Here is a 25,606-nt window from a genome sequence, read left to right on the forward strand (position 1 = left end):
TTACTTTATCCGGCCCGGAATTCCGGGCTGGATACTTCTCCTCTCCTCCCTTATGCTTTAGCTATATACCTAAAACTCCTTTGCTATCAGGCAGAAATTAGCGGGCTGCTCATGGAAAAGCTAAAACGTTTTCTTAATACCACTATACACTATCTTTTTTACCTGAAAGAAAGAGCCTCTCACGACCGTCTTAAAGTGAATGCCGGCTATATGGCTTACATTACGCTGCTTTCCCTTGTGCCTCTGTCAGCCGTGATATTATCTGCTATGACGCGTTTTCCGGCCTTTGAAGGGGTTGGAGAGCAGGTACAGCAGTTTATCTTCAGTAATTTTGTTCCGGCTGCCGGAGACGCTATCAGTGAGGCGCTGAATGCGTTTATTGCGAATACGGCCAAGATGACGACGGTTGGTGCACTGGCTCTGTTTGTCACGGCCCTGTTGCTGATTTCGGCCATCGATAACAACCTGAATTTTATCTGGAGGGTGAGACAAAAGCGCCGTCGGGTGTACTCGTTCTCTATGTACTGGATGGTATTGACGCTTGGCCCTCTGCTGATCGGGTCGAGTATTGCGCTCAGTTCGCATATTACTTCCCTGAGCGTACTCAGTGCAGGAGCGGTGAACTTTTTCTACCGGGTGATGCCGTCGTTATTGTCTTATTTTGCTTTCTTCGGTCTGTACCTTTTGGTGCCCAATATTAAGGTTCGGGTGAGCCATGCTCTGTTTGGCGCATTTGTTGCCGCATTGCTGTTCGAACTTATCAAGTCGGGCTTTGCCTTTTATATGACGCAGTTCCCCAGCTATCATTTGATTTACGGAGCACTGGCCGCCATTCCGATCCTGTTTGTTTGGGTATACCTGTGCTGGTTTATTGTGCTGATAGGGGCGGAAATTACAGCGAGTCTGGGTGAAAAAGAAAAATGGCATTGCGAGGTGCCGCTGGATTTCCATGTGGTCAGATTAATTCAACATAAATTAAAGGGAGCAGAGAGTGATAGCGCTGATTCAGAGGGTGAGTGAAGCATCGGTAAAGGTGGACGGTGAGATCATCGGAGAAATCGGCAGAGGTTTGTTGGTGTTGCTTGGGGTGGAAAGAGATGACGATGAAGCTAAGGCAAAGCGTCTGATGGAGCGGGTGACCACTTATCGTGTGTTCGGTGATGAAGACGACAAGATGAATCTGAACGTAAAACAGGTGGATGGCAGTGTGCTGGTGGTGTCTCAGTTTACTCTGCCGGCAGACACCAAAAAAGGCACCAGAGCCGGATTTTCCCGTGGAGCTCACCCAAGTGAGGCTGAGCGTTTATATGAGCACTTTTCTGACCTCTGTTCTGAGGTTCTGCCGACTGAACGGGGCGCTTTCGCTGCGGATATGAAGGTATCGCTGGTCAATGACGGGCCGGTGACTTTCTGGCTGCAGGTGTGATCATGCTTTCTGTAGCTTAGGGAGCAGGCAGATAGCGATAAACAAACCCTCTGCGCCATGGATGGCGCAGCGGAGCCCCAGGGATGGATTTATGCGTGTTTGTATTCGGTGTCTGTCTGCTGGTTGAGGCCTTTGAAAGTGGCAGAGGAGTAGAAAGTTAATCACACAACTGGGTATGCTGTTCAGTATTCTTAAGCAGATCAAAAACCGACTGCAGACATGGCTCGTTCAACTGCAGTTGTAGTGTGCCTTCTTCCGGCTTCACCAGATCCAGATGCCCATTCAGTTTCCCTGTTAGCTGGTGGTTGTCTCCGTTTACCGTATCGGCCAGTGTTACCGGATTCAGTGTTAATCTTCCACGGTTGGCCGCAATATGGACAGCCGATATGGTGACAGGCTGAGTGATCAGGCTGTCTTCTGAAGGTGTCGTTATCAGGACAGAATCACGCAAAGACCCTTGAAGGTTGCCACTGAGGCTATGATTCAGCATCAGCTTATCTCCGGCCAGCCCACTGGCTGTCAACTCAAACTCCGTAATGGCCTGCAATTCCCCATAGGATTTAGGTAGCCGGTCTGCGAACAGGCTGAACGGCAAGCCATCGGCAGAGATTTCCAGTTGCCACGGCTGGCTTAGCTGGTGGAAGTCGTATTGACCCCACGCCTCAATCAGACCGTTTTCCAGAGGCAAAATTGCCTGAGTCAGTTGCCACTTTCCTTCCGTACTTTGCATACGGATCAGAGGTTGTTCGGTGAGTACCGTATCAAAACTGGCGTTATTTGCCCGCAGGGAGAGCTGTCCATTCCATAGCCCCGGTTGTTTATCTCTTATCAGCTCCAGTTGATTCCCTTCGGCACTAAAACCGGACAGCTGCCAGCTCGGCTGTTGTGCCAACTGGATAAACTGACTGTATTTTATCTCCAGTTGGTCGATGGTAAGTTGTTGTATAGGTCGAAGAAGTGGATGTATAAAACGAGTGTCGCTCTCCGTTTCTGCGAACCACTTTACTCCATTGATATTCAGTTCCGCCAGGTGAGCGCTGTGAGGCGTAAATATGCCCCGGGCCTGCACCTGCCCTTCTCTGTAATCTGCTGTAAAATGGTCTAACAGCCAGCCATCGTCGGTGAAATGCAGCTGAAGTGCCGGGTCCAGAAGTTGTTGATCCATTACCCGGATACTTTCTGCATTCATAGAAAGAGTGCCTCCGGTTTGAGACTGAAATTCAAAAGGCCAGTTCAGTTGTTCTGCCGACAGGTCTAAGTTGGTCAGGGTGACACCGTCTATGCTGAAAGAGCTGTTGAGTATATCCAGGCTATTTATTCGGGACAGGCTTTCAAACGGGTGATGTTCCTGTGTGGTGAGAGTCAGGGATTTTTGTGATTGCTCAGCATCCAGATGCAGAGAGCTAATAGTGGCGTTAACTAAAGACCAGCCTTCATCTGACTGTTCGGCTTGCCCGGATAGTTTTCCTCCCCGCCAGTCGAATGACAGGCCGTATATGACACTTTTGTGGTCAGGCAGGTAATCACCGTCAATGAGCAGGTTGTTTAAAGCCTCGCCTTGCCAGTAGAGCTGGCTGGCCGAAAACTGAATGGTTCCATACGGAAGCTGGAAGGTTTCAGGGGGGAGCCGGGGCGCTTTGATCTGAATGTCACCATCACGTATCAGGAAGGTTTCATCGGCGTAATCGAAGCCAGAAATGGCGATCTGATGGATCTCACTCTGTTGCCGGATTGAGGAAATCAGTGGAGGCAGAAAACCCGGAAAACCGGACTGCAGGCTCAGACCACTCAGGATGACACTGTCTACTATTGGTGTTATCTGGGTAAAAGAGGCCCGGTTTATCCAGATATCAGCGCTCTCGATTGCTAATGGCTGGTCTGAACCTGATGCGGTCACTTGTATTCCGTGGAGAGAAATATGGTCAGGGAAGGTAATGCTGGCTTCTTGAACGGTGATGGAGGCATCTGAATATTGCGCCAGGGTAAGATTCATCAGCCGGCTGGCGTATGGCCCCTGTAAAGCCCAATACAACCCCGCTACCGCTAATAGTATTAGCAGTAGAAAGGTCATCGCGATAGCTAAAAGTCGTTTCTTCATTATCTGTTTTTTACTCTCAGGCGTAGCGTTCAGGCAGGTCGTTTTGTCCCTGTTTTAACTCCATTGTAACTCTATGATTAAATAAAAAAAGCCCCTCATAACAAGGGGCTTAAATAAAGATAATAAGGGGTAGTTAGTCTAGCTGCGGACCAGCTGCAACCAAGGCTTTACCTTCTTCATTATCGGTATACTGCTCAAAGTTCTTAATAAAGCGCTGAGCCAGATCTTCTGCTTTGCTTTCCCATTGTAGCGGGTCGACATAAGTGTCACGTGGATCAAGGATTTCCTTATGGACGCCTGGCAGCTCTGTTGGTACTTCCAGATTAAATATCGGAATATGTTTGGTTTCCGCCTGTTCAATCGAGCCATTAAGAATATCATCGATAATACCGCGGGTATCCTGGATAGATATACGTTTGCCAGAACCGTTCCAGCCGGTATTCACCAGATAAGCTTCCGCGCCGACCGCTTCCATACGTTTAACCAGCACTTCTGCATACTTGGTTGGGTGCAGAGTCAGGAAGGCTGCACCAAAACAGGCTGAGAAAGTTGGCTGAGGCTCGGTAATACCGCGCTCTGTACCCGCCAGTTTGGCGGTAAAGCCAGACAGGAAGTGGTATTTGGTCTGTTCCGGGGTCAGTTTAGATACCGGAGGAAGCACGCCAAATGCATCAGCTGTCAGGAAAATAACCTTTTCAGCATGACCGGCTTTTGAGACAGGCTTAACGATGTTATCGATATGATAAATAGGGTAAGAGACCCGGGAGTTCTCCGTTTTTGATGCATCGTCAAAGTCGATAGAACCATCGTTGCGCAGCACGACATTTTCCAGCAGAGCATCACGGCGGATCGCATTATAGATATCCGGTTCTGCTTCTTTCGACAGGCGGATAGTTTTCGCGTAGCAGCCCCCTTCGAAGTTGAAGACGCCATTATCATCCCAGCCATGCTCATCATCACCAATCAGGCGACGCTTGGGATCGGTGGATAGGGTGGTTTTACCTGTACCGGACAGGCCGAAGAAAACGGCAACGTCATCCTGCTCACCCACATTGGCAGAACAGTGCATGGATGCAATGCCTTTCAGTGGCAGGAAGTAGTTCATCATGGCGAAGATGCCTTTCTTCATTTCACCGCCGTACCAGGTGCCGCCGATAAGCTGCATTCTTTCCGTGAGGTTGAATACGGTATAGTTTTCCGAATTAAGGCCGTGTTCCTGCCATTTCGGGTTAACGGTTTTCGCCGCATTCATAATAACGAAGTCTGGTTCGAAAGTAGCCAGCTCTTCATCGGTCGGACGAATAAACATATTTTTGATAAAGTGTGCCTGCCATGCGACTTCGGTAATGAAGCGGACACACATGCGAGTATCGGGGTTGGTACCACAATAACCATCGGTAACAAACAGACGTTTGCCGGATAGCTGTTTTGTGGTGGTTTGTTTCAGGTCATTCCAGACCTCTGTGCTGATCGGCTTGTTATCATTTTTGACCTGATCAGACGTCCACCACATAGTGTCACGGGTGGTATCATCCTTAACAATATATTTATCTTTAGGTGAGCGACCGGTAAAGACTCCAGTATCAACAGCAACCGCGCCTAACTCAGTCACAACGCCTCTTTCAAATCCTTCTAAATCGTTGCGGGTTTCTTCCTCAAACAACTGCTCATAACTGGCGTTATGAACAATGTCTGTTACCCCCTCGATTCCATAGACGGAAAGATCAAGTTGTGCAGCCTTAGTGTGTTCTATAACAGTCATAGGTGCTCCTTATTAGATTTTTGTAGGGATTTTGTAAGAATTCTGAGATTCATGCTAGCAATCAGCATGGGAGAAAACAGGGAGGCAAGTCAAAAAATATTGACGATGGTTGGGTGTTTTTTAATCGCTCATCACATTTTGGATCTATGTTCATTTTATTAGACTAAATCGTTCAGTCTGAGCGTTAATTGACGGTTTTTAGAGTGCTGTGTACGGATTATTTTCTTTGTAACTTATTGATTATTTTGTTTTTATAAAGCAAAAGAGCCAGTTTTAGCTGGCTCTTGAGGAAAATATAATAAAACTTATTAAATTAATTGTTAATGTATGGTTTTATTTTGAAGGTCACCTTGTGCATAAAGCTCTGTGATATCACCTTCGTTAAACGTATAACTCGTGCCACAGTAATCACAATGTAAAGAAATTGTTCCTTTTTCCGCTAAAATGTCATAAATTTCATCTTTGTCTACGGTCAAAATAGCACCAGCACTTCTCTCTCTGGAACATCCGCAATGAAACTCTACAGGTTGCGGGGTAAACAGTTGTACTTTTTCCTGATTATATAACCGGTAAAGCAGTTCATTGGCAGGCAGTGAGAATAACTCTTCATCTTTAACCGTATTGGTAAGCTGCTCCAGATGTTCAAAGTCTTCAGGGGTACCGGTACCGTCTGGCATAATCTGCAGTAGCATACCAGCGGCGTGTGGTTTTCCTTCATATTCACCGAGGCGGAACCACAGGCGGGTTTTTAACTGTTCAGAGCGGATGAAATAACCTTCCAGGCAATCAGCCAGAGTCTCGCCTTCCAGACCGACGACACCCTGATAGCGTTCACCTTGTTTTGGCGTGATTGTAATGACGAGATGGCCTTTTCCCATCAACTCATGCAGGCCTGCATCGTCGGCAATATCTCCTTCCCAGCGAGCCACGCCACGCACTTTCTGATCGTGGTCGCCGTTAATGACCGCCAGTGATACCGGGCCGTCTCCCTGAAGCTGCAGGGTAATAGAACCTTCAAATTTCAGGGTGGCTGTCAGCAGAGTCGTTGCGACCAGTAGCTCACCCAGCAGCTGTTGTACCGGCTGTGGATAGTCTTTGCTGGAAATAACATGTTGGTAGGTGTCGTCCAGTTGTACTAACTCACCACGAACGGAAAGATCGTCAAACAGGTAGCGGTTTAATACATTGTTTGCGTTTGCCATTAGGAAAAGCTCCAGCTTATTGATGTTTAAATTTAATGAGATCGCGACGCTGTTTTTTATCCGGCCGGCGATCAGGACTTGGGCTGTAGAGAGTGTTCAGTTTACGTTTCTGGGCATTCTCTTCTCGTTTGTTAACGCTTTCGGCTGTCTCTGTGTACAGTAGCTGAGCTTCCGGAGCACCACGGCGTCGGTCAGAGATTTGCTCGATGATGACGGTTTTCTCTTCATTACCCTGGCGAAGAGTAATGACGGCTCCTGTTTCGACAATTTTACTTGGCTTTGTGCGTTGACCATTATAGTGAACCTTGCCGCCATCAACCATATTGCGGGCAATGGAGCGAGTCTTATAAAAGCGGGCGGCCCACAGCCATTTATCTAAGCGAACCGCTTCGGAACTGTTTGTTGTCATAGCTTCGTCATCTTCTATCAGTAAGTTTCGCTGCGTTATGGAACTAAGAAATAGTGACAGAAATCTACTTTTTCAAGGTTAACAGAATAAATATACTGTCTCTAACCGTCCTATACTGATAAGGGTATGATAACCTTTGCGGTTATTTCACCAATATGCATCTTGCTAAACAACATAAGGTTTTCTAATGTCTCTTACTTTGAGTCAGAGTCCTAAAATAGCTGGCTTTCTGAACGGCATACTTCAGTTTCTGACGGCTTATCAAGCCAGGCTCAGTACCGTTGTGGTGCTGATCTTTCTGTCGGTTTCCGCATGGATTGCCGGAGAGTTGATCTGGGGGGTAACAGAGAATGGGCCTATGGTATCGCAGTGGAGCCCGGTTCCGGTTTCTGGCAAGCGAGCAGGTGCGCAAAGCGGGCAGGACATCTCGCAACTGGTGAATGCGAATCTGTTTGGTGAGTATTCAGAAAAAGCCGTCAGCAAACCCGTTGCGCCAGTTGTGACTGATGCGCCGAAAACCCGATTAAACTTAGTATTGGTGGGTGTGGTCTCAAGCAGTGCCCCTGAAACCAGCCTCGCGGTTATTGCCAACCGTGGTAGCCAGGCGACTTATGGAATAGGCGAAGAGATAGAAGGAACGCGGGCGACACTGAAGAGTGTGCTGGTGGATAGGGTAATTATTGATAATGCTGGTCGTTTCGAAACACTGATGCTGGAAGGGATTGAGTATAAGCGTTTATCTGGACAGCCTGTTCCAAAGGTGAACCGGGCTGCTTTACGCGGAGGTAATAACCCCGGGACACTGGAAAGCAATGAATTGGATCAAATTCGTCAGGAGATCACCGAGGACCCGCAGAAAATAATGCAATATATCCGTCTGTCTCAGGTGAAAGAAGAAGATGAGATTATTGGGTACCGGGTGAGTCCGGGCTCTAAGCGGGCGTTGTTTGATTCTGTCGGGCTGCAGGAGGGGGATGTTGCGACGACCCTGAATGGAGAAGATTTGACCGATCCTAAAGCCATGGGGCGGATCTGGCAGAATGTGTCTGATTTGACAGAGCTAAACCTGACGGTGATTCGTGATGGTCAGCCGTATGACATTTATATCGTATTTTAAATCTGGCAGCGGAATGCCGGAGTATTTGGAGAGTACCAAGTGAAAATGTGGTTAAGCAAAAGCACCTGGCTTCTGGCCGGTAGTCTGTTACTGACTCCGGCAATGGCAACGGCCAATGAATTCAGCGCTAGCTTTAAAGGAACCGATATCCAGGAATTTATTAATATTGTTGGCCGAAATCTGGAAAAGACCATCATTGTTGATCCTTCCGTAAGAGGGAAAATTGATGTCCGTAGCTACGACGTATTAACCGAAGAGCAGTACTACCAGTTTTTTCTGAACGTATTAGAAGTGTACGGTTTTGCTGTCGTCGAGATGGACAACAATATTCTGAAAGTGGTGAGAGCCAAAGATGCGAAAACGTCGGCTATTCCGGTCGTGGGTGATGATCAGAGCATCAAAGGGGATGCCGTGATTACCCGGGTGGTGGCGGTACGCAACGTGTCGGTGCGCGAACTTTCCCCGCTACTGCGACAACTGAATAATAATGCCGGAGCCGGTAATGTGGTGCATTACGATCCGGCGAATATTATTTTGATCACCGGTCATGCCGCCGTGGTGAATCGTCTGGCAGAAATTATTGAACGGGTAGACCGTGCCGGAGATAAAGACGTCGAAGTGGTGGAGCTGAAAAACGCTTCTGCGGCTGAGATGGTTCGTATTGTTGAAGCCCTGAATAAAGCTGCGGATAGCAAAAGTACCCCGGCCTTTTTGCAGCCAAAACTGGTCGCGGATGAGCGAACGAACTCGGTGCTGATTTCAGGAGACCCGCAGGTACGTACACGCCTGCGTAAGCTGATTAACCAGCTGGATGTGGAAATGGCGACCAAAGGCAACAACCGGGTGGTCTATCTGAAATACGCCAAAGCAGAAGAGCTGGTCGATGTTCTTCGGGGTGTGTCGGATAACATTCAGGCAGAGAAAGAGAGCCGGACCGGAGCCAAAAGTGCGCAGAAAGACTCTGTGATGATCAGTGCCCACAAAGACACTAATGCCTTAGTGATTACTGCACCGCCAGATATTATGAATGAACTGGAAGATGTGATTGCCCAGCTAGATATCCGCCGGGCTCAGGTGTTGATTGAAGCACTGATTGTCGAAATGTCAGAAAACGATGCGGCGAATCTCGGGGTGCAGTGGGGCTCTCTGGAATCAGGCTCGATCGTTCAGTATGGCAATACCGGAGCGTCTATAGGCAGCGTGATGGTTGGGTTGGAAGAAGCGAAGGATACGACGAGCACGGAAACATATTGGAATGAGAGTGCTGGTGATTACAAGGAAAGGCAAACAACGGAACTTGGGGACTACTCCACTCTTTCTTCTGCATTAGGTGGGATCAATGGTGCTGCCGTCAGTATTATGATGGGTGACTGGACATCCCTTATCACCGCAGTCTCTTCCGACTCCAACTCCAATATCCTTTCCTCTCCGAGCATTACGGTGATGGATAATGGCGAAGCTTCGTTTGTGGTGGGTGAAGAAGTACCGGTGATTACCGGTTCTACCGCCAGTTCTTCCAATAGTAATCCGTTCCAGACCGTTGAACGTAAAGAAGTCGGGATTAAGCTTAAGGTGGTTCCGCAGATCAACGAAGGTGATTCGGTACAACTGAGCATTGAGCAGGAAGTGTCGAATGTACTGGGAGCCAGCGGAGCGGTGGATGTGCGTTTTGGTAAGCGCCAGTTGAACACCTCTGTCATGGTTGAAGATGGCCAGATGCTGGTATTAGGCGGGCTGATTGATGAGCAGGCTGTGGAAAGTGAGTCTAAAGTGCCTCTGCTGGGTGACATTCCCGGTCTGGGCTACCTGTTCCGTTCGACCAGTAGTCAGAAAGAAAAACGCAACCTGATGGTGTTTATCAAACCCACCATTATCCGTGATGGCATGACGGCTGACGGTATTACCCAGCGCAAATACAACTATATCCGCGCTGAGCAGCTGTATAAGGCCGAACAAGGCTTTAATCTGCTGTCGGATGATGCGATGCCGGTGCTGCCTGAGTATGGCAGTGGTGTGATGCATCCTGCTGAGATCCAGGCATTCATCATACAGATGGAGGCGGAATAATGGCACTGACAACCGGGCTTCCTGTGCGGCTGCCATTTAGTTTTGCTAAAAGGCATCGGGTAGTGCTGGATTACGATGAAGAGCGGGGAGTGGTTGATCCGACCCTGACTCTTTTGTATGTGGAGCCTCTTGCAATCAGTACTCTGGTTGAAGTGCGCCGGGTACTGAATACTGCATTTACCCCGGTAGCGACAGATATTGATACGTTTGAAAATAAGCTGACAGAAGCGTATCAGCGGGGCTCGTCAGAAGCGCGGCAACTGATGGAAGACATCGGTGCGGACGATGACTTCTTTTCACTGGCAGAAGAGTTGCCACAGAATGAAGATCTGCTGGACTCAGACGATGATGCGCCAATCATCAAACTGATTAACGCCATGCTGGGGGAGGCCATCAAAGAAGGGGCCTCCGATATCCATATTGAAACCTTTGAACAGACTCTGTCTATCCGCTTTCGTATTGATGGTGTGCTGCGTGAAGTGTTAACGCCAAGCCGGAAACTGGCTCCTCTGCTGGTTTCCCGGGTGAAGGTCATGGCGAAGCTGGATATCGCGGAAAAACGTATTCCTCAGGATGGTCGTATCTCCTTGCGTATCGGTGGTCGGGCGGTGGATGTTCGTGTGTCGACCATGCCTTCTTCTCATGGAGAAAGGGTTGTAATGCGTCTGCTGGATAAAAACGCGACCCGGCTGGATCTTTACAGTCTGGGTATGACGGAAACCAATCACGAAAGCTTCCGTAAACTGATTGCCCGTCCGCACGGTATTATTCTGGTGACCGGCCCGACAGGTTCCGGTAAGTCGACCACTCTGTATGCGGGATTACAGGAGCTGAACAGTGATGAACGCAATATCCTGACGGTTGAAGATCCGATTGAATTTGATATCGATGGTATTGGTCAGACGCAGGTAAACCCGAAAGTGGATATGACCTTTGCCCGGGGGCTACGTGCGATTTTGCGTCAGGACCCGGATGTCGTCATGGTCGGTGAAATTCGGGATCTCGAAACCGCAGAAATCGCCGTTCAGGCCTCACTGACCGGCCACCTGGTGATGTCGACTCTGCATACCAATACCGCTATTGGTGCCATTACCCGGCTACGGGATATGGGTATAGAGCCCTTTTTAATTTCTTCGTCTCTGCTTGGGGTACTGGCGCAGCGTCTGGTTCGTACCCTGTGTCCGGATTGTAAGCAACCTTACGAAGCGGACAGGCAACAGAAAAAACTGCTGGGGCAAGACAAAAAAGACTCGCTGACGCTCTATAAGCCCTGTGGTTGTGAGGCATGTAACTTTAAAGGTTATCGGGGACGGACAGGCATTCATGAGTTACTGCTGGTGACGGATGAAGTGCAGGAACTGATCCATGCTGAAAAAGGTGAACTGGCCATAGAAAAAGCCATCCGGGCGTCGACGCCGAGTATCCGTGACGATGGGCTGGAGAAGGTAATGCAGGGCATAACCACTCTGGAAGAGGTCATGCGGGTGACCAAGGAAGTATGAGGGACATCTGATGGCTGCATTTGAATATAAGGCATTGGATGCCCGTGGAAAGCAGAAAAAAGGCGTTCTGGAGGGGGACAATGCCCGTCAGGTTCGTCAAAAGCTGAAAGAGCAGGGGCTCATGCCTGTTGAGGTCGAAGAGACCAGCACGGGGTCTGGTGAAGGACGTCGGGGGCGTGAGGTTTTCCGGCGTGGTATCAGTACCAAAGATCTGTCTCTTATTACACGCCAGTTAGCGACCCTGGTTCAGGCCGGTATGCCTTTGGAAGAATGTCTTCGCGCGGTGGCTGAACAATCGGAAAAACCTCGTATCCGCACCATGATGGTGGCGGTGCGGTCACGTGTGGTTGAAGGCTACACCTTGTCGGACGGCCTCGAAGAATATCCGCATGTGTTTGATGAGCTGTTCTGTTCCATGGTGTCTGCAGGGGAAAAATCCGGTCATCTGGATACCGTCCTAAACCGGCTGGCTGACTATATTGAAAACCGGCAGGAGATGCGTTCCAAACTGCAGCAGGCGATGATTTATCCGACTGTACTGACGGTGTTTGCTATCGGAATCGTCGCGTTTCTGCTGGCCAGTGTGGTGCCCAAAATAGTGGACCAGTTTGTTCAGATGGGGCAGGAGTTGCCGGCATCCACCCGAATCTTGCTGGCTTCCAGTGACTTTGTTCAAAACTGGGGGCTGATTATTCTGTTTGTCTTGTTGGTCGTTATCTGGCTGACGAATCTGGCACTGAAAAAGCCCTCTAACCGTCTTGCCTGGGATCGCCGAATCCTCCGGTTGCCTTTGATTGGTAAAATTGCCCGGGGACTGAACACAGCCCGCTTTGCCCGCACTCTTGCTATCTGTACCTCCAGCGCGATCCCTCTTCTGGAAGGCATGAAAGTGGCCGTGGACGTCATGGCAAACCGGTATGTCAAAGAGCAGGTGATTCTGGCCGCAGACAAGGTGCGGGAAGGGGGCAGCCTGAGAAAATCTCTGGAACAGACTCAATTGTTTCCGCCGATGATGCTGCATATGATCGCCAGTGGCGAGCAGAGTGGTGAGCTGGAACAGATGCTGACCCGGGCTGCCGATAATCAGGATAAAGAGTTTGAAGCAACGGTAAACATTGCCATGGGGCTGTTTACGCCTGCCTTGATCGCGGTGATGGCCGGGGTGGTGCTGTTTATTGTCACCGCAACCATGATGCCGATTCTGGAAATGAATAATCTGATTGCCGGATAGAGGGTGAAGCTCTTACAGTGGTCACTATAACGAATCTATTTTTCAGTGTGTACATTGGTAACATGCTGGTTTGTTGGAGAAAAAAATGAAACAAAGCTATAAAAAACAATCAGGTTTCACCTTGCTCGAGGTGATGGTTGTGATCGTGATTCTGGGTATTCTGGCGAGTCTGGTGGTACCTAACTTACTGGGGAACAAAGAAAAAGCCGATCAGCAAAAAGCGATTTCTGATATTTCAGCACTGGAACAGGCGCTGGATATGTACAAACTGGATAATAGCGTGTATCCGACAACCGATCAGGGACTGGAAGCGTTGGTGAGCAAACCAGCGGGTAACCCAGAGCCGAGAAACTATCGTGATGGTGGTTATATTAAGCGCCTGCCTCAGGATGCGTGGGGGAATGAGTATCAGTATATGAGCCCTGGAGATAACGGTACGGTGGATATTTTTACACTGGGTGCTGACGGCCAGGAAGGTGGTGAAGATATTAATGCCGATATCGGTAACTGGAATATGCAGGATTTTCGTTAATAACGGCGAATTAACTGACTGATGAGAAAGCAGGCCGGGTTTACCTTAATTGAAATTATGCTGGTGGTGGTACTGCTGTCTCTGACTGCGGTAACAGTCGTGCTTAACCTGCCGGATAACCGGCAGGATCTGGCGAAGGAAGAGGCCCGGCGTTTTTATCATCGACTACAGTTGCTGAACGAAGATGCCATTCTGAATGGTCAGGATTACGGTATCCGACTGGAAGAAAGCCGACTCACCTACCGGTTCCTCACCTTAAAGGCCGAAGGCTGGCAGGAGTACGATTCGCGGTTCTATGGTGAAACCCAGTTGGAAGATACTCTGGTATGGGAGTTTGTGCCAGGTGGTGGTGCCTGGGAGCACAGCGAAGGGTTGTTTGAGCCGGGTAGTCTGTTCGATGAGGATATGTTTGCGGATCTGGAGCAGGACACCGTGCTTAAGCCTCCGCAGCTTTTGGTGATGTCCAGCGGGGAGATCACGCCGTTTCGTCTGACGATTTATCCCAAAGGAGAGCCGGAAGAACAGGGCTGGCAGATTGTAGGAAAAGAATCAGGGCAGGTGTTGTTGCTCGCTCCGGGAGAAGCGGATGAGTCGGACAGGTAAGGCCGGGATGCGGCGTGTCAGCCGGGGTATGACCCTGCTGGAGGTGATGATCGCGCTGGCGATTTTTGCTACAGCGGCAATCAGTGTTGTCCGCTCGGTATCTCAGCATATTAACACCATCGCTTATCTGGAGGAAAAAACCTTTGCTGCCATGGTGGTGGATAATCAGGTCGCGCTGACGTTATTAGCTGGTACGGCAAAAAACGCTCAGTCAGGTAAAACAGAACTGGCTGGCCGGGAGTGGTTCTGGAAAGTCACTCCTGTTGCGACTTCGGCAGGTATGATCCAGGCATTTGATGTCAGCGTGTTTGCAGAAAAAACACAGGAAAACCCGACCGTGACGGTGCGCAGTTATGCCTCAAAATAAGTATTCCCGCCGTACCCGGTGTAATCAGGGGTTTACGCTGATAGAAGTGCTGGTGGCTATCGCAATTTTTGCCGCATTGAGTGTGTCTGCCTATCAGATCCTCAATCAGGTGCAGAGAAGTAATGAGCAGTCGATTGAACATACAGAACGGCTGAAGTCGATTCAGCGTGCCGTTGTGCTGCTGGATAACGATTTTCGCCAGATAGCCTTAAGGCAGTTCCGGACGAACGGCGAGGCATTGTCTTCCCGGCTATTGATGGTTCAGGACGGACTGCTGGATTCAGAGAGTAAGGGAATTCTGTTTACCCGGCTTGGCTGGCAGAACCCGCAGCAGATGTTCCCGCGTGGTGAGATAAGCAAAGTGGGCTACCGCATCCGGGAAGAGACACTGGAAAGAGTCTGGTGGCGTTATCCGGATACGCCTGTGGGGCTACAGGGAGAAGTCACGCCCCTGTTGGACGATGTGGAAGCACTGGATGTTCGCTTCTATTCTCAGGGACAGTGGAGTAACGAATGGAATGTCGATCTGGCTTTGCCGGAGGCGGTGGGAGTGACTTTCACGCTGAAGGATTATGGCAGGATAGAGAAGATTTATCTGACGGCAGGGACCACTCTACAGAGTGAGTCTGCGGAGGTGAGTTCGGATGACGAGTAATGTCTTCCGGTCCCAGAAAGGGGCGGCATTGATTGTTGTGCTCATGCTGCTGGCGGTGCTGGTGTCGATAGCCGCTACCATGTCGGAACGGTTGTTTGTGAATTTCAGGCGGGCGGAACATCAACTGAGCCATCAGCAGGCGTACTGGTACAGTATCGGTGTTGAAGCATTGGCCCGGTACGGTATTGAAGAAAGTTATAAAGATAACGACACGATTAATATGAGCCAGCCCTGGGCGCTCAAAGAGCAGGTGTTTCCTCTGGATTACGGAACGGCTACCGGGCATATCCGGGATATGCAGTCCTGTTTTAATATTAATGTGCTCGCCAGGGTCAATGCGGGGAGTGGCAGTAACCGGCCGTATCTGGTGACAGTATGGATGAACCTGCTGCAGGAACTGGGGGCTGACAACTATCAGGCGGAAGTGATTGCGGATTCTACCTGGGAGTTTCTGGATGCAGACAGCCAGGTGGATTCCATGGCCGGAGTGGAAGACAGCACGTACGAATCGCTGCAACCTGCGTATCTGGCTCCGAACGGGCTGGTGGCGGATGCATCGGAGCTGCGGGCCGTATATCAGGTAGACAACAAGGTTATGGATCAGATTAACCATGTCGTCTGTGCGTTACCTTATGATGACTGGCGTCTGAATGTGAATACGCTGGATGAGAACGGAGCGGCTATTCTGGTGGCACTGTTTTCTCCGCATTTAAGTCTCGGTGATGCGCGGGCACTGGTGGATAACCGGCCTTTCGATGGCTGGGCCAGTGTCGATGACTTTCTCGCCGAAGGCGCTGTGGCGGCTATCGATAGCTCAGTAAGAAACCGGGCTAAGGGATATCTGGCAGTAGACAGCCGCTATTTTGAACTGGATGCGGAAGTCGAAGTCAATGAATCGAGAGTGAGAACACGCAGCTTACTCTATAGCAAAAACAGAGAGGACGTAATTGTGATTCGTCGTCGTTTTGGAGGTATCAGTGAGCGAATTTCTGACCGTTCGACTGAGTAGAAAGGCTGACAGCCAGGTTCAGTGGCTGGTCTGGTCTGCAAGTCAGCAGGAAATCATTGCCAGTGGAGAACTGGCAAGCCGGAAGTTGCTACAGGAACTGACACCGTATGCAAATCAGCGTTCAGTCGTTGTATTGCTGGATAGTTGCGATGTGTTATTGACAGAGGCCAGCATCCCGGCCGGGGCATCGCGTCAGCTTGATACGATGCTGCCTTATCTTCTGGAAGAGGATATTGCGCAGGATGTGGATGATCTGCATTTTTCTGTACTGAAAAAATCTGGCGGTGTTGCGCAGGTTGCTGCGGTAGAAAAGCGGTACCTGGAACAGCTTCTGGATGACTTTGCTCAGGCCGGCATGGAAGTCAAACGGGTAATGCCGGATGTCTATGCTTTACCTTTACAGGAAGCCGGGATTACCGCACTGCAGATAGGTTCTCAGTGGCTAATGCGAAAATCGGCGTTTGCCGGTATTGTGGTGGAACAGGAATGGTTATCTTTATTGCTGGATTCCGACTGGTGCCGGCAAGAAGACAGCCCCGCTATGGTTTACAGTTATACTCCGGTTCCTGATCTCGATGAGCCCTATCTCGGACGCTGGCAGGCGCTAGAACCGGAAGTCGTTATGGTCTTGTTGGCCAAAGGCGCTATGGCGTCTCCGGTGAATTTGTTAACCGGTGGTTTTAAACCTCAGTCATCATTGTTGAAACATATCCGGGTGTGGCGTAAAGCGGCTCTGGCGGCATGTCTGTTCTTTATCATCCTGTTGGCACAACAAATGATTGAGGTGCATCAGGCCGAGAGTCTGTCCAATGCTTACCGTGAAGAGAGTGAACGCATTTTCCGAACCGTCTTCCCTGACCGGCGCAAAATCCCAACCGTCAGTTACCTGAAACGTCAGATGAACAGTGAAGCTACCCGGCTGGGAGGTGGCGCTTCTCAGGATTCGGCATTGTCATGGCTTTCAGAATTGGCGGCTTCCCTGGCTAACACGAAGGATGTGCAGTTCAGCACCCTGCGATACGATGCGCAAAGGGGAGAAATCCGTGTGGACGTCAATATGAAAGATTTCCAGTCGTTTGAGGTGCTGCGTAGTCAGTTGGCTGAACGGTTTAGTGTCAGTCAGGGACCACTGGACCGGGATGGGGACAGAGTGACGGGCAGTTATACACTCAGGAGTAAGCCATGAACGGAATAATGAACCTGGTGACAGGCTGGTGGTCAGGCATTTCTGTTCGCGAACAGCGCCTGGTGGTGGTATGTGGCGCATTGCTGCTGTTCGGTAGCATATACTGGGGCGTCATACAGCCTCTGTCAGAGCGTGCTGAGAATGCTCAGTTGAACGCTCAGAGGGAAAAGCAGCTGCTGAGCTGGGTGACGGACAAGGCTGATCAGATTGTAGAACTGCGGGGTGGCAGCAGCAATGGCCCCTCAGGCGGGCCGTTAAATCAGGTGGTGTCATCCTCCACCCAAAACTATGGTATTGAACTGATCCGTATGCAGCCGAGAGACGAGATGTTGCAGGTATGGATAAAGCCGGTGGCCTTTACCCGTTTTGTGCAGTGGCTGGCGTACTTGAAAGAAAAACAGGGAGTGGATGTTGAATTTATGGATATATCCGGTACAGACCAGAAAGGGGTTGTAGAGATCAAGCGTCTGCAACTGAAGCGAGGCGTATAAGGTGAAACGGATTATCGCCATTGTGGTGTTTATGGTGCTGGTATTCGGTATTAGTGTTGTGGTACACGCCCCGGCAGCTTTTGTGATTAATCAGATGCCCAAGATACGGGGCCTGATACTGGAAGGTGTTCAGGGCTCGATTTGGCAGGGTTCCGCGCAGAATGTTGTCTGGAAGAGAGACAATATCGGTCAGGTAAGCTGGAACTTTCAGCCGGTAAAACTCTTCAGCGGGAAAGCCGAATTTATGGTGCGTTTTGGTCGTGGCAGTGATCTGGATTTGCAGGGAAAAGGCATGGTTGGCGCAGATTTACAAGGTGTGTATGCCGAGAAGATACTGGCTTCGATGCCTGCTGCCAGCGTACTGAAGAAGGTGACAGTGCCGGTTCCGGTTGATGTGGCCGGGCAGCTTGAATTGACCATCCAGGACTATCGTTATGCTCAGCCGTGGTGTGAGTCTGCCACCGGTAGTCTGGTCTGGAATGGCAGCGAAGTCCGGTCTCCAATCGGTACATTGGTTCCCGGGATGGTGATTGCGGATTTGAGCTGTAATAACAGTAAACTCGCCGCTTCGGGAACGCAGAATAATAAACAGGTCTCGGCGGAATTCAGTGCCGAACTGCAGCCGAACAGACGGTATTCTCTGGACGCCTGGTTTAAGCCCGGGGCCGAATTCCCTTCTTCCATGCAGGCGCAGCTGAAATGGCTGGGTAATCCGGATGCTCAGGGTCGTTACCCTCTGACTTACTTAGGCCGGCTGTAACCGGCGCTAGTTTACTCTGGTATTATCCATTACACTTAATTTGTCAGAGATAAGAAAGGAACGACGCATGGGACAGAATAAAAAACCGGAGATACTGGCAGTGAAGGCTGTTGCTCAATCCAGGCTGTTTACGATTGAATCTCTGGATCTTAAATTCTCCAATGGCGTTGAGCGTACTTATGAGCGCATGAAGCCGAGTGGCCGTAATGCTGTCTTGATGGTTCCGGTGACCGAACAGGGGGATCTGTTGCTGGTGCGGGAATACAGTGCCGGAACGGACCGTTATGAGTTGGGCTTTCCTAAGGGGCTGATTGACCCGGGAGAGTCGCCTGAAGAAGCGGCAAACCGGGAGCTGAAAGAAGAAATCGGCTTTGGTGCTGAAGTTATAACCCGGCTAAAGGAGGTCGTATTAGCCCCCACTTACTTTTCCAGCCGAATGACATTGTTTGTGGCTGAGGGACTGTATCCTGAAGTGCTGGAAGGCGATGAACCTGAACCGCTGGAAGTGGTGCGCTGGCCTCTGATGCAGGCGGATGAACTGCTGACCCATCTTGATTTTTCTGAAGCAAGAAGTATTGCTGCTCTGATGCTGGCGCAGCGTTATCTGGCACAGTCTCAACAGTAAACCATCGCAGGAGCCTGTTTATGTCATCCAGTCAGAATTATTTTTCCCGACTACTACCCGATGTTATTGATATTGCCCGGGATGCCGGTCAGCTCATTCTGGGTATCTATCAGGGCCGGCAGTATGAAGCGTTTACCAAAAGTGATGACACGCCAGTGACCACGGCTGATTATGCGGCCCACCGACTGCTGACAGAGCGATTGACTCAACTGACTCCGGATATTCCGGTACTTTCAGAAGAAGCGGCAGATATTGCTCTGGAAACCCGTTCTGGCTGGGAGCGTTACTGGCTGGTGGATCCTCTGGACGGCACTCAGGAATTTATTGCCCGCAGCGGCGACTTTGCCACCGTGATTGCTTTGGTAGAGAATAATCTGCCAGTGATGGGGGTGGTGTATGCACCTGTATCCGGGGTTGTGTATTACGCCATTAAAGGTCAGGGAGCGTGGAAAATGCTTCCGGAAGGTGGTCCGGTACGCCTTCATGCTCACCAACATGGCGAGAGTACTCCTCGTCTGACCATTGCTGTCAGCCGCAGACAAAAGGTTCAGCAGATCACTCAAAAATTGTCTTCAGCATGGCAATATGATCTGGTACCACTGGGATCTGCGGCATTAAAAGCCTGCCTGGTTGCCGAAGGCTCTGCCGATTGTTATCTGCGTTTAGGGCCGACCGGAGAGTGGGATACCGCTGCCACACAATGTATTGTTCAGGAAGCGGGCGGTGATATCATCAGCACCCAGCTTGAGCTTCTCTCCTATAATCAGAGAGAGACTCTGGAAAATCCGAATTTTATTGTTATCGGGGACAGGACTCTGCCCTGGCGTGAGATTCTGATTCAGCGCTAAATCACTGGGTAGCCGTCTTCTTCACTTTTTGTCGGGGCGGTTTCCTGAGCCAACAAGCGACTATCGGTGAGTTTGGCATTTTTCTTTATCACGTAGTGGGTCAGGTCACTTTCTGTCACCATACCCCGATAGACCTTTTTATCTTCAACCAGCACAACGGGTAACCGGAATCCCTGTTCTTTGATCAGGTAAATCAGATCGCTGATTTTGGTCTGGGCTTCCATCTGAGGAAAAGTCACATTCATCAGGCTGTTAACCGGTTTTTGCCAGATAGCCGCTTCACGGGTACTTTCATGTTCTGTACCCATACCCGGAGTGAAGTGCAGGTTCAGCAGCTCACGGTTCACGATACCCACGCATTGTTTATCATCAAGCACAGGCAGGACAGAAATGGCCTCTGAGCTAAAATATTCACTGGCGAGTAGCAGAGAATCTCCGGGATCCAGTCGTGGTAAGTTTTTACTGGCAATACTGATAACGACAGAAGCATCCTCTTCAATATCAGGGCTGCTGCCCGCACTTAATCCTTTTACATGCAACTGTTTTAGCAGGCTTTGAATTTCTTTTTCCACCTCATGTAACTTAGGTTGTGGCACTGGCGGAGAAAACAGATAACCTTGCATAAAGTCGACGCCCAGATACGCCAGTAACTGGGCTTCTTCCAGAGTTTCAATGCCTTCGGCAATCACTTTGACCCTGAACTTATGACTTAAGGTAACCAGAAATTTAACAATCTGATAGTACTCACTCTGTTCGTTAAAGTTGCGGATGAATTTGTGACTGACTCTCAGGTAGTTGTAGTTCCCTGAGCTGAGGTGAGGAGCGAGGGAAAAGCCCATACTCAGGTCGTCAAGAGCAACACGTATTCCCTTCTGGCGTACCTTCGGCAGCAGGTTCTCATAGGTCAGCCCTAAAGAGGGGCGACGAACTTCGTTGACATCAATAACCAGCTGTTCCAGGCTGATGGATTCCTGATCAGCTAACACTTCAATGTAGCGGAACAGGTTATCCACATTGGTTCTGGTGTTCGGAGACAGGTTGATATTGATAAACTGTCCTTTCTTGTTTAATCGGGTAGACAGTTCTTTAAAGGCTCTCTGGTAGACAAGCAGATCCAGTTCCGACACCATATCCAGATCTTCAGCAATGCCAATCATCTCTTTCGTATCTGCGTTCAGAACTTCACTGACGTTAAACCGGCATAAAGCTTCGTAACCATCTACCTGCCAGGTGCTGCAGTTGATAATAGGCTGATAGACGATATCCAGTTCATCATTATTGATTTTTATCGATACTAAATCTTCCAGCAGGCGGTATCGTTTCAGGTCTGAACTGAGTTTCGAATCGTAAATACTGACTCGCTGTTTACTGTTTGTGTCCTGTTCCATCGTCGCTTGTGAAGCATGAGTGACCGCTCCTTTAATGGATGAAGAATCGTAATTCAGGGCGGAGACGCCTATTTTTCCGGAAATAGCAAACTGGTGGCTACTTTGGCTCAGACTTTTCAGCTCGGAAAAGAAATTGTAGATGCTGTAGTGAATGGCCCGGACCCGGTTTGGCGTGTCACAGGTCGCCTGGGAAATAAACACGAGAAATAAGTGATCATTCACTTTGCCGAAGGTCTTGACCGACTTGCTCCGGCTCATGGTGTCGATGAAGCTGATTATTCTTTGTGAGTCGTTGATTGCCGGGCGAATAGCCAGCACCAGTCCGATATTGTTATAACGGATTGAGTCGTAAAAAAGCTGACTTTGGGCAATAAACCCCTGCTGGCTCAGCGGCTCAATGTTTCTGGAATGAATCACATTCTGCATAGCATCCCCCTGAATAGGGCGAAATTATCAACATGTCGTGATTATTCCCGCCACTATCACCTCAAAAGTTGCAGCGAAAAGACGAGGTTAGTATCGGACTTTTGCAGCAAACAGTATTTCCAAACACAACAAGCAAACTGACTGGCTTATTTTATTGATAGTTTTAACGCCTATAACACTATATTAACCTTGTAGCCACGGCTCTGCACTTGGAATGTTATCGAGTTTGATTATGCTCACAATTATATTGTTTATGTTGCATAAGGTGATGACTAAGGAATGAAGTGAGATGATGTTTGGTTTCTAACTGATTGAGTAGAGTTTTTATTCAGGTCAGGTGTGATGACTACCCTCTGGTAGCAGACTATGAGGAGGCAGACTTAGATGGTAATGATGTCAGTAAAATAATTAGAATATTATCTACCCCACCAGAAAACTGGTTGGGTAGATAGTATCGTTAAAGCTAATGTTTACTCGGTACTGCCGGTACCAGTCCATTGGATATTAAACTTAATAGCATCCGTGTATGAGCCTGCACCATCGCTTACCTGACCAATAATGCTATATACTTCGCCCTGAACCAGGTTACTGGCATCAAAGTCGAAATCAATGGATGCATAGGGGTCACTTTCATCGGTGTGGTCAAAACATTCGTTACTCCGAATACCGTAGCCATTTTCCCAGCTAAGTTGCAGGTCATCTGATGTGGTGTTCATAGTATTCATACCAGCACTCATTATGATAAAGCGATCGTAGAACTCATAGATATCACTACAGGAAATAGAGCCACCTTCTTCCGGGTTAAAGAAAATATCGGCATCAGCCTTGTCTTCTTCTACACTATCTCCTGAATTATTAAGGGCAATATCAACGGAACCTAACTGATAGGTGTAGTTTGCTGCATCTGGTAGCCACATTTTGAAGTTACGAGCTTCATATCCATCGTCGGAAGCGATTTGAATTCGGGCTTCGGCATCGGTCTTAGAGGCGAAGTAAGTATAGCGTGCTGAGTCGGAACCTTCAGTGTATAAGACAGTTAGAGCACCGGAAGAAACTGAATCACCTGGGACAGCCTCTTCCTGAAGAGAGTAGGTTATGCTCATTTCTTCGCCACCATCACTATAGGTTGCCACAATAGTGTCATCAACGATGGCATAAGTACCGTTATACCATTGGGAGTCTGCACTGGCGTTACAGGTGGTTAGATTATCGCTGCTTCTCTGATTGCCGTAAACAACACCGTCTTCAAAGCGTAAGGTATCACACCAAACTCGGGTGAAGTTGTTACTTTCGTCACCATCATCTTCACCATATTCCAGCACAAACCAAGTCGAGCCAACCAGTTCCTGAATGTCAGCAGAGTCTGATGAGCTGCTGTTGCTGGTACCTTCAGCAATTTCAGGAAGAGTCAACGTTGCGGTTTTTGAGTCTTTGCCATCGGAAGCGGTGATGGTCAGTGTATAGTCAGTGCCGGATACGGTTGGAGTGCCTGAAAGCACCACGGTATCATTACTGATCTCTTCCACATTTAGGCCGGTTGCTGTTGTTGAGCCGGTATAAGTCAGCACGTCACCATCAGCATCTTCGAACAAGGTTGTAATGGTAAAGCTATTGTTAAATACATCGCCCTGAGTTAATTGCCAGCCGTCAATGGTCGTCTGAATACTAGCCTGAATATCGCTATCGTAAGTCGGGGCATTATTCAGTGCTTCTACAGGCAGAGTTAAGCTGGCTGATGCCGAGCCGATCACTGTTGTCGTATCTGAGGCATAATCGATAACCGACAGACTAAAGCTGATATCGTCACTGGTCAGGATTTGATTTGAGCTAATGGTTAATGTAGTGCCATCCAGCACCATTACGACACCCGTTGTGTCTGCGTCAGAGTAGCTAAGCGACATAGTGGGTGTCGCATCGCCCAGATCTGCATCCTTAAACAGCTCAGAAATGTCATAACTATATGAAACTGTGCTACCTTCTGTTGCAGCAAGTGCTGTTAGATCATCCTGAATGGTGGTTTTTATTGTGTCATTTACAGTGGCTTTGGAGTTTGTTACAGCAGTCGCTGTGGTTTCTCCGGTCGTTTCATCGACAGAGACAGTCACAACTGGAACCGTATTGACATCACTGAGCTCTTCTTCAGTCATGTTGTTAACAGCAGAGATGGTTGCTGCTGTGACATCGCTAGCTGCCGTTGCATAATTATCAGCATCCTGAGTTTTAGATGCTGTCAGAATTTGGGCAATTTTATGGATAGTGGTGTTACTGTCGTTGATATAATCGGCATGAATGTCTAAGGCATCAATATTCAGTGCTTCGGCTACCGTAGTTGCTGCATCCGTATCACCGCTTTCTTCTAGCGTTGTGACCAGATCCGTGATTGGGCTTATCACAGTGCTGGCTTCAGCAGAGGCTGTTGTACGGAAAACAACCTCTTTCAGAGCCGTTCCCGGATAATCGGTGTCGATGGTATAGACACCTGCATAGGTTGTTGAATCATATGAGATTAGGTTGCTTTGAGCCGTGCCTCCCGGAGCAATGACTTGTAGTGCCAGTCGTCCGCTGATTTCTGTACCGGAAGGAAGAGATAGTTGGCCATTGTCATTGGTGAGTCCGTAGATAGTATCCCCGTTTGTATCCAGAACACCATCTTTATCAACATCATCAAATACTACCGCGTTTTGGTAATAGCCATCCATACCTGTAATGATGACACCTCCCACCGCGGGGGTTGTACTACCACTATCAGAGCCACCGCCACAGCCAGTAAGAATTGCAGCGACGGATGCTGCCAGTAAACTCACCTTTTTCATAATATTCCTTCGACGTTATTAGAGATTGTTAACCTTATAAGTGAAAATACCGACCAAGTATTAAGTATGCAATGCACGTAATTCAGAGTAAAAACCATAAATTATTTTTCAATTTATATAAATTATTTTTCTTCCAATGACTTTATTATTAAGTAACAATTTTTATCTAATTTTCAACTTTAACTAAAGTGTTTCTTTTTATGAGTAAAATATCAAAGGTTATAGTTTTAGTGCTTTTCTTTTCGTCTGTAGCTCAATCTTATGAGATAGAAGAGGATTATGGCTATTCGTACTTTACGGTTGGTATGGAGAATGTGACGTATGAGGAAAGTTATAGCGGTATAACGTCTTCTGTAACAACGACTAGCCCTATACTCAATACCGGTGGTTTATTTCACGTAAATGACAAGTTTGATTTTTCTATGGATGCGATGGCGACATTTTCTCCCAGTGAGTCTACGGAAGCGTGGAAAGATTCGTCTGGTGCCCTGATGCAGGAAAACAGTTATGATTACTCAAATGCTGAAACTAGAGTATTACTTCACTATAAGTATACACCAGAGTGGCGTATTTTAGTGGGCTCTTCGTTCCGGTATCAGAGTTATACCCGTTCTGACCTCAGAGGAATTAATGGTTATAACAACCCTGTTTTTCTGGAAGGCTCTACATGGAAAGAGTCTTCAACCGATGTCACCTTGGATGCTGGAGTGAGTTATGATAATGGCTCATTATCAGGAGATAATAAACTTCGAACCAGTTTTAAATTTGTTGCCGGGATTCCTGTCTGGAGTTGTACTGAAAATACTCGGTTGTCTGGTGGAGATTTTAGCTATTTTGGTTATCATACGATGCTGGAAGGTAATATTAGTTATGAAATGATAAAAGGGCTGTATTTGGGGTGGTATATTAATATGAAATATGAAAAACGGTTTGAGTCAGACTCTGAGTCCGTTACTTATAGAGATAGCAGTAATAACCTCGTATCAGCTTTGGCTGTATTACCAGAGTCTGACACCTATGGGTTCAGTACTGGTCTACAGGCTTTATGGAGCTTTTAACCCAATATATCAACTGTCTTTTTAGGCAGTT

The 25,606-nt window shown here is 48.6% G+C and carries 23 protein-coding genes; 17 read left to right on the forward strand and 6 right to left on the reverse strand.

Annotation, left to right across the window (positions count from 1 at the left end):
- Positions 1 to 111: 111 nt before the first annotated feature.
- Positions 112 to 1,020: a virulence factor BrkB family protein gene (locus DI392_RS11595; protein ID WP_109320073.1), complete on the forward strand. Its 909-nt coding sequence runs from the start codon at positions 112 to 114 to the stop codon at positions 1,018 to 1,020.
- Entirely contained in the window at positions 992 to 1,426 is a 435-nt protein-coding gene (gene dtd / locus DI392_RS11600; RefSeq protein ID WP_109320074.1) for a D-aminoacyl-tRNA deacylase, read from the forward strand. The genes DI392_RS11595 and dtd overlap by 29 nt, the downstream gene beginning before the upstream one ends.
- Positions 1,427 to 1,583: 157 nt before the next feature.
- Here dtd and DI392_RS11605 read toward each other — a convergent pair whose 3' ends face one another.
- The 4 genes from DI392_RS11605 to hslR all read right to left on the reverse strand — a co-directional run bounded on the left by DI392_RS11605 (position 1,584) and on the right by hslR (position 6,897).
- Positions 1,584 to 3,524: an AsmA family protein gene (locus DI392_RS11605; RefSeq protein WP_109320075.1), complete on the reverse strand. Its 1,941-nt coding sequence runs from the start codon at positions 3,522 to 3,524 to the stop codon at positions 1,584 to 1,586.
- 133 nt (positions 3,525 to 3,657) lie between these two features.
- Positions 3,658 to 5,286, reverse strand: coding sequence for a phosphoenolpyruvate carboxykinase (ATP) (gene pckA / locus DI392_RS11610; protein WP_109320076.1), 1,629 nt, complete (start codon positions 5,284 to 5,286; stop codon positions 3,658 to 3,660).
- Between the two features lie 320 nt (positions 5,287 to 5,606).
- Positions 5,607 to 6,488, reverse strand: a complete 882-nt coding sequence (gene hslO, locus DI392_RS11615; RefSeq protein WP_109320077.1) for an Hsp33 family molecular chaperone HslO — start codon at positions 6,486 to 6,488, stop codon at positions 5,607 to 5,609.
- A 16-nt stretch (positions 6,489 to 6,504) separates the two neighbouring features.
- Complete coding sequence (gene hslR / locus DI392_RS11620) at positions 6,505 to 6,897, reverse strand: ribosome-associated heat shock protein Hsp15 (protein WP_109320078.1); 393 nt, start codon at positions 6,895 to 6,897, stop codon at positions 6,505 to 6,507.
- 187 nt (positions 6,898 to 7,084) lie between these two features.
- On the opposite strand from hslR, the gene gspC reads away from it, so the two are divergent.
- The 14 genes from gspC (at position 7,085) to cysQ (ending at position 19,890) form a co-directional block, all read left to right on the forward strand.
- Positions 7,085 to 8,014, forward strand: coding sequence for a type II secretion system protein GspC (gene gspC / locus DI392_RS11625; protein WP_109320079.1), 930 nt, complete (start codon positions 7,085 to 7,087; stop codon positions 8,012 to 8,014).
- Positions 8,015 to 8,053: 39 nt separating this feature from the next.
- Positions 8,054 to 10,081, forward strand: coding sequence for a type II secretion system secretin GspD (gene gspD, locus DI392_RS11630; RefSeq protein WP_109320080.1), 2,028 nt, complete (start codon positions 8,054 to 8,056; stop codon positions 10,079 to 10,081).
- Entirely contained in the window at positions 10,081 to 11,583 is a 1,503-nt protein-coding gene (gene gspE / locus DI392_RS11635; protein ID WP_109320081.1) for a type II secretion system ATPase GspE, read from the forward strand. Before gspD ends, gspE begins: the two co-directional genes overlap by 1 nt.
- A gap of 10 nt (positions 11,584 to 11,593) precedes the next feature.
- Positions 11,594 to 12,814 (forward strand): type II secretion system inner membrane protein GspF, encoded by a 1,221-nt coding sequence (gene gspF, locus DI392_RS11640; RefSeq protein ID WP_109320082.1) that lies wholly within the window; start codon positions 11,594 to 11,596, stop codon positions 12,812 to 12,814.
- Positions 12,815 to 12,899: 85 nt separating this feature from the next.
- On the forward strand, positions 12,900 to 13,346 hold the full coding sequence (gene gspG, locus DI392_RS11645) for a type II secretion system major pseudopilin GspG (RefSeq protein ID WP_109320083.1): 447 nt from the start codon (positions 12,900 to 12,902) through the stop codon (positions 13,344 to 13,346).
- A gap of 21 nt (positions 13,347 to 13,367) precedes the next feature.
- A complete protein-coding gene (gspH, locus tag DI392_RS11650) occupies positions 13,368 to 13,949 on the forward strand; it encodes a type II secretion system minor pseudopilin GspH (RefSeq protein WP_109320084.1) in 582 nt (193 codons plus the stop codon).
- Positions 13,933 to 14,316 (forward strand): type II secretion system minor pseudopilin GspI, encoded by a 384-nt coding sequence (gene gspI / locus DI392_RS11655; RefSeq protein WP_245884036.1) that lies wholly within the window; start codon positions 13,933 to 13,935, stop codon positions 14,314 to 14,316. Before gspH ends, gspI begins: the two co-directional genes overlap by 17 nt.
- Positions 14,303 to 14,971: a type II secretion system minor pseudopilin GspJ gene (gene gspJ, locus DI392_RS11660; RefSeq protein WP_109320085.1), complete on the forward strand. Its 669-nt coding sequence runs from the start codon at positions 14,303 to 14,305 to the stop codon at positions 14,969 to 14,971. The genes gspI and gspJ overlap by 14 nt, the downstream gene beginning before the upstream one ends.
- Complete coding sequence (gene gspK, locus DI392_RS11665) at positions 14,961 to 15,980, forward strand: type II secretion system minor pseudopilin GspK (protein WP_109320086.1); 1,020 nt, start codon at positions 14,961 to 14,963, stop codon at positions 15,978 to 15,980. Before gspJ ends, gspK begins: the two co-directional genes overlap by 11 nt.
- Entirely contained in the window at positions 15,949 to 17,166 is a 1,218-nt protein-coding gene (gene gspL, locus DI392_RS11670; RefSeq protein ID WP_109320087.1) for a type II secretion system protein GspL, read from the forward strand. The genes gspK and gspL overlap by 32 nt, the downstream gene beginning before the upstream one ends.
- Positions 17,163 to 17,657, forward strand: coding sequence for a type II secretion system protein M (locus DI392_RS11675; RefSeq protein WP_109320088.1), 495 nt, complete (start codon positions 17,163 to 17,165; stop codon positions 17,655 to 17,657). The genes gspL and DI392_RS11675 overlap by 4 nt, the downstream gene beginning before the upstream one ends.
- Position 17,658: 1 nt before the next feature.
- Positions 17,659 to 18,417: a type II secretion system protein N gene (locus tag DI392_RS11680; protein ID WP_425445691.1), complete on the forward strand. Its 759-nt coding sequence runs from the start codon at positions 17,659 to 17,661 to the stop codon at positions 18,415 to 18,417.
- Positions 18,418 to 18,484: 67 nt separating this feature from the next.
- Positions 18,485 to 19,042, forward strand: a complete 558-nt coding sequence (gene nudE / locus DI392_RS11685; protein WP_109320089.1) for an ADP compounds hydrolase NudE — start codon at positions 18,485 to 18,487, stop codon at positions 19,040 to 19,042.
- 20 nt (positions 19,043 to 19,062) lie between these two features.
- Positions 19,063 to 19,890 carry a 3'(2'),5'-bisphosphate nucleotidase CysQ gene (gene cysQ, locus DI392_RS11690; protein WP_109320090.1) on the forward strand — a complete coding sequence of 276 codons (828 nt, stop codon included), beginning with the start codon at positions 19,063 to 19,065 and terminating at the stop codon, positions 19,888 to 19,890.
- On the opposite strand, the gene DI392_RS11695 is transcribed toward cysQ, so the two are convergent.
- Together DI392_RS11695 and DI392_RS11700 are read right to left on the reverse strand one after the other, a co-directional pair.
- Entirely contained in the window at positions 19,887 to 21,704 is a 1,818-nt protein-coding gene (locus DI392_RS11695; RefSeq protein ID WP_109320091.1) for an EAL domain-containing protein, read from the reverse strand. The two genes, cysQ and DI392_RS11695, sit on opposite strands and share 4 nt — an antisense overlap.
- Positions 21,705 to 22,174: 470 nt before the next feature.
- The gene (locus DI392_RS11700) at positions 22,175 to 24,517 is read right to left on the reverse strand and encodes an autotransporter outer membrane beta-barrel domain-containing protein (RefSeq protein ID WP_109320092.1); all 2,343 of its coding nucleotides are present in this window, start codon (positions 24,515 to 24,517) and stop codon (positions 22,175 to 22,177) included.
- A gap of 200 nt (positions 24,518 to 24,717) precedes the next feature.
- Between DI392_RS11700 and DI392_RS11705 the strand changes: the two genes are divergently transcribed.
- Entirely contained in the window at positions 24,718 to 25,575 is an 858-nt protein-coding gene (locus DI392_RS11705; protein ID WP_109320093.1) for a hypothetical protein, read from the forward strand.
- The last annotated feature ends 31 nt before the right edge of the window (positions 25,576 to 25,606 follow it).

The sequence above is a fragment of the Vibrio albus genome, assembly GCF_003144035.1.
In the GTDB taxonomy this organism is placed as follows: Bacteria; Pseudomonadota; Gammaproteobacteria; order Enterobacterales; family Vibrionaceae; genus Vibrio; species Vibrio albus.

What these genes read in the sequence shown, in the direction of transcription:
- DI392_RS11595 (WP_109320073.1), top strand. Translation starts at nt 112, where the DNA reads ATGGAAAAGCTAAAACGTTTTCTTAATACCACTATACACTATCTTTTT.
- DI392_RS11605 (WP_109320075.1), bottom strand. Translation starts at nt 3,524, where the DNA reads ATGAAGAAACGACTTTTAGCTATCGCGATGACCTTTCTACTGCTAATA.
- pckA (WP_109320076.1), bottom strand. Translation starts at nt 5,286, where the DNA reads ATGACTGTTATAGAACACACTAAGGCTGCACAACTTGATCTTTCCGTC.
- hslO (WP_109320077.1), bottom strand. Translation starts at nt 6,488, where the DNA reads ATGGCAAACGCAAACAATGTATTAAACCGCTACCTGTTTGACGATCTT.
- hslR (WP_109320078.1), bottom strand. Translation starts at nt 6,897, where the DNA reads ATGACAACAAACAGTTCCGAAGCGGTTCGCTTAGATAAATGGCTGTGG.
- gspC (WP_109320079.1), top strand. Translation starts at nt 7,085, where the DNA reads ATGTCTCTTACTTTGAGTCAGAGTCCTAAAATAGCTGGCTTTCTGAAC.
- gspE (WP_109320081.1), top strand. Translation starts at nt 10,081, where the DNA reads ATGGCACTGACAACCGGGCTTCCTGTGCGGCTGCCATTTAGTTTTGCT.
- gspF (WP_109320082.1), top strand. Translation starts at nt 11,594, where the DNA reads ATGGCTGCATTTGAATATAAGGCATTGGATGCCCGTGGAAAGCAGAAA.
- gspG (WP_109320083.1), top strand. Translation starts at nt 12,900, where the DNA reads ATGAAACAAAGCTATAAAAAACAATCAGGTTTCACCTTGCTCGAGGTG.
- gspH (WP_109320084.1), top strand. Translation starts at nt 13,368, where the DNA reads ATGAGAAAGCAGGCCGGGTTTACCTTAATTGAAATTATGCTGGTGGTG.
- gspI (WP_245884036.1), top strand. Translation starts at nt 13,933, where the DNA reads ATGAGTCGGACAGGTAAGGCCGGGATGCGGCGTGTCAGCCGGGGTATG.
- gspJ (WP_109320085.1), top strand. Translation starts at nt 14,303, where the DNA reads ATGCCTCAAAATAAGTATTCCCGCCGTACCCGGTGTAATCAGGGGTTT.
- gspK (WP_109320086.1), top strand. Translation starts at nt 14,961, where the DNA reads ATGACGAGTAATGTCTTCCGGTCCCAGAAAGGGGCGGCATTGATTGTT.
- DI392_RS11675 (WP_109320088.1), top strand. Translation starts at nt 17,163, where the DNA reads ATGAACGGAATAATGAACCTGGTGACAGGCTGGTGGTCAGGCATTTCT.
- nudE (WP_109320089.1), top strand. Translation starts at nt 18,485, where the DNA reads ATGGGACAGAATAAAAAACCGGAGATACTGGCAGTGAAGGCTGTTGCT.
- cysQ (WP_109320090.1), top strand. Translation starts at nt 19,063, where the DNA reads ATGTCATCCAGTCAGAATTATTTTTCCCGACTACTACCCGATGTTATT.
- DI392_RS11695 (WP_109320091.1), bottom strand. Translation starts at nt 21,704, where the DNA reads ATGCAGAATGTGATTCATTCCAGAAACATTGAGCCGCTGAGCCAGCAG.
- DI392_RS11700 (WP_109320092.1), bottom strand. Translation starts at nt 24,517, where the DNA reads ATGAAAAAGGTGAGTTTACTGGCAGCATCCGTCGCTGCAATTCTTACT.
- DI392_RS11705 (WP_109320093.1), top strand. Translation starts at nt 24,718, where the DNA reads ATGAGTAAAATATCAAAGGTTATAGTTTTAGTGCTTTTCTTTTCGTCT.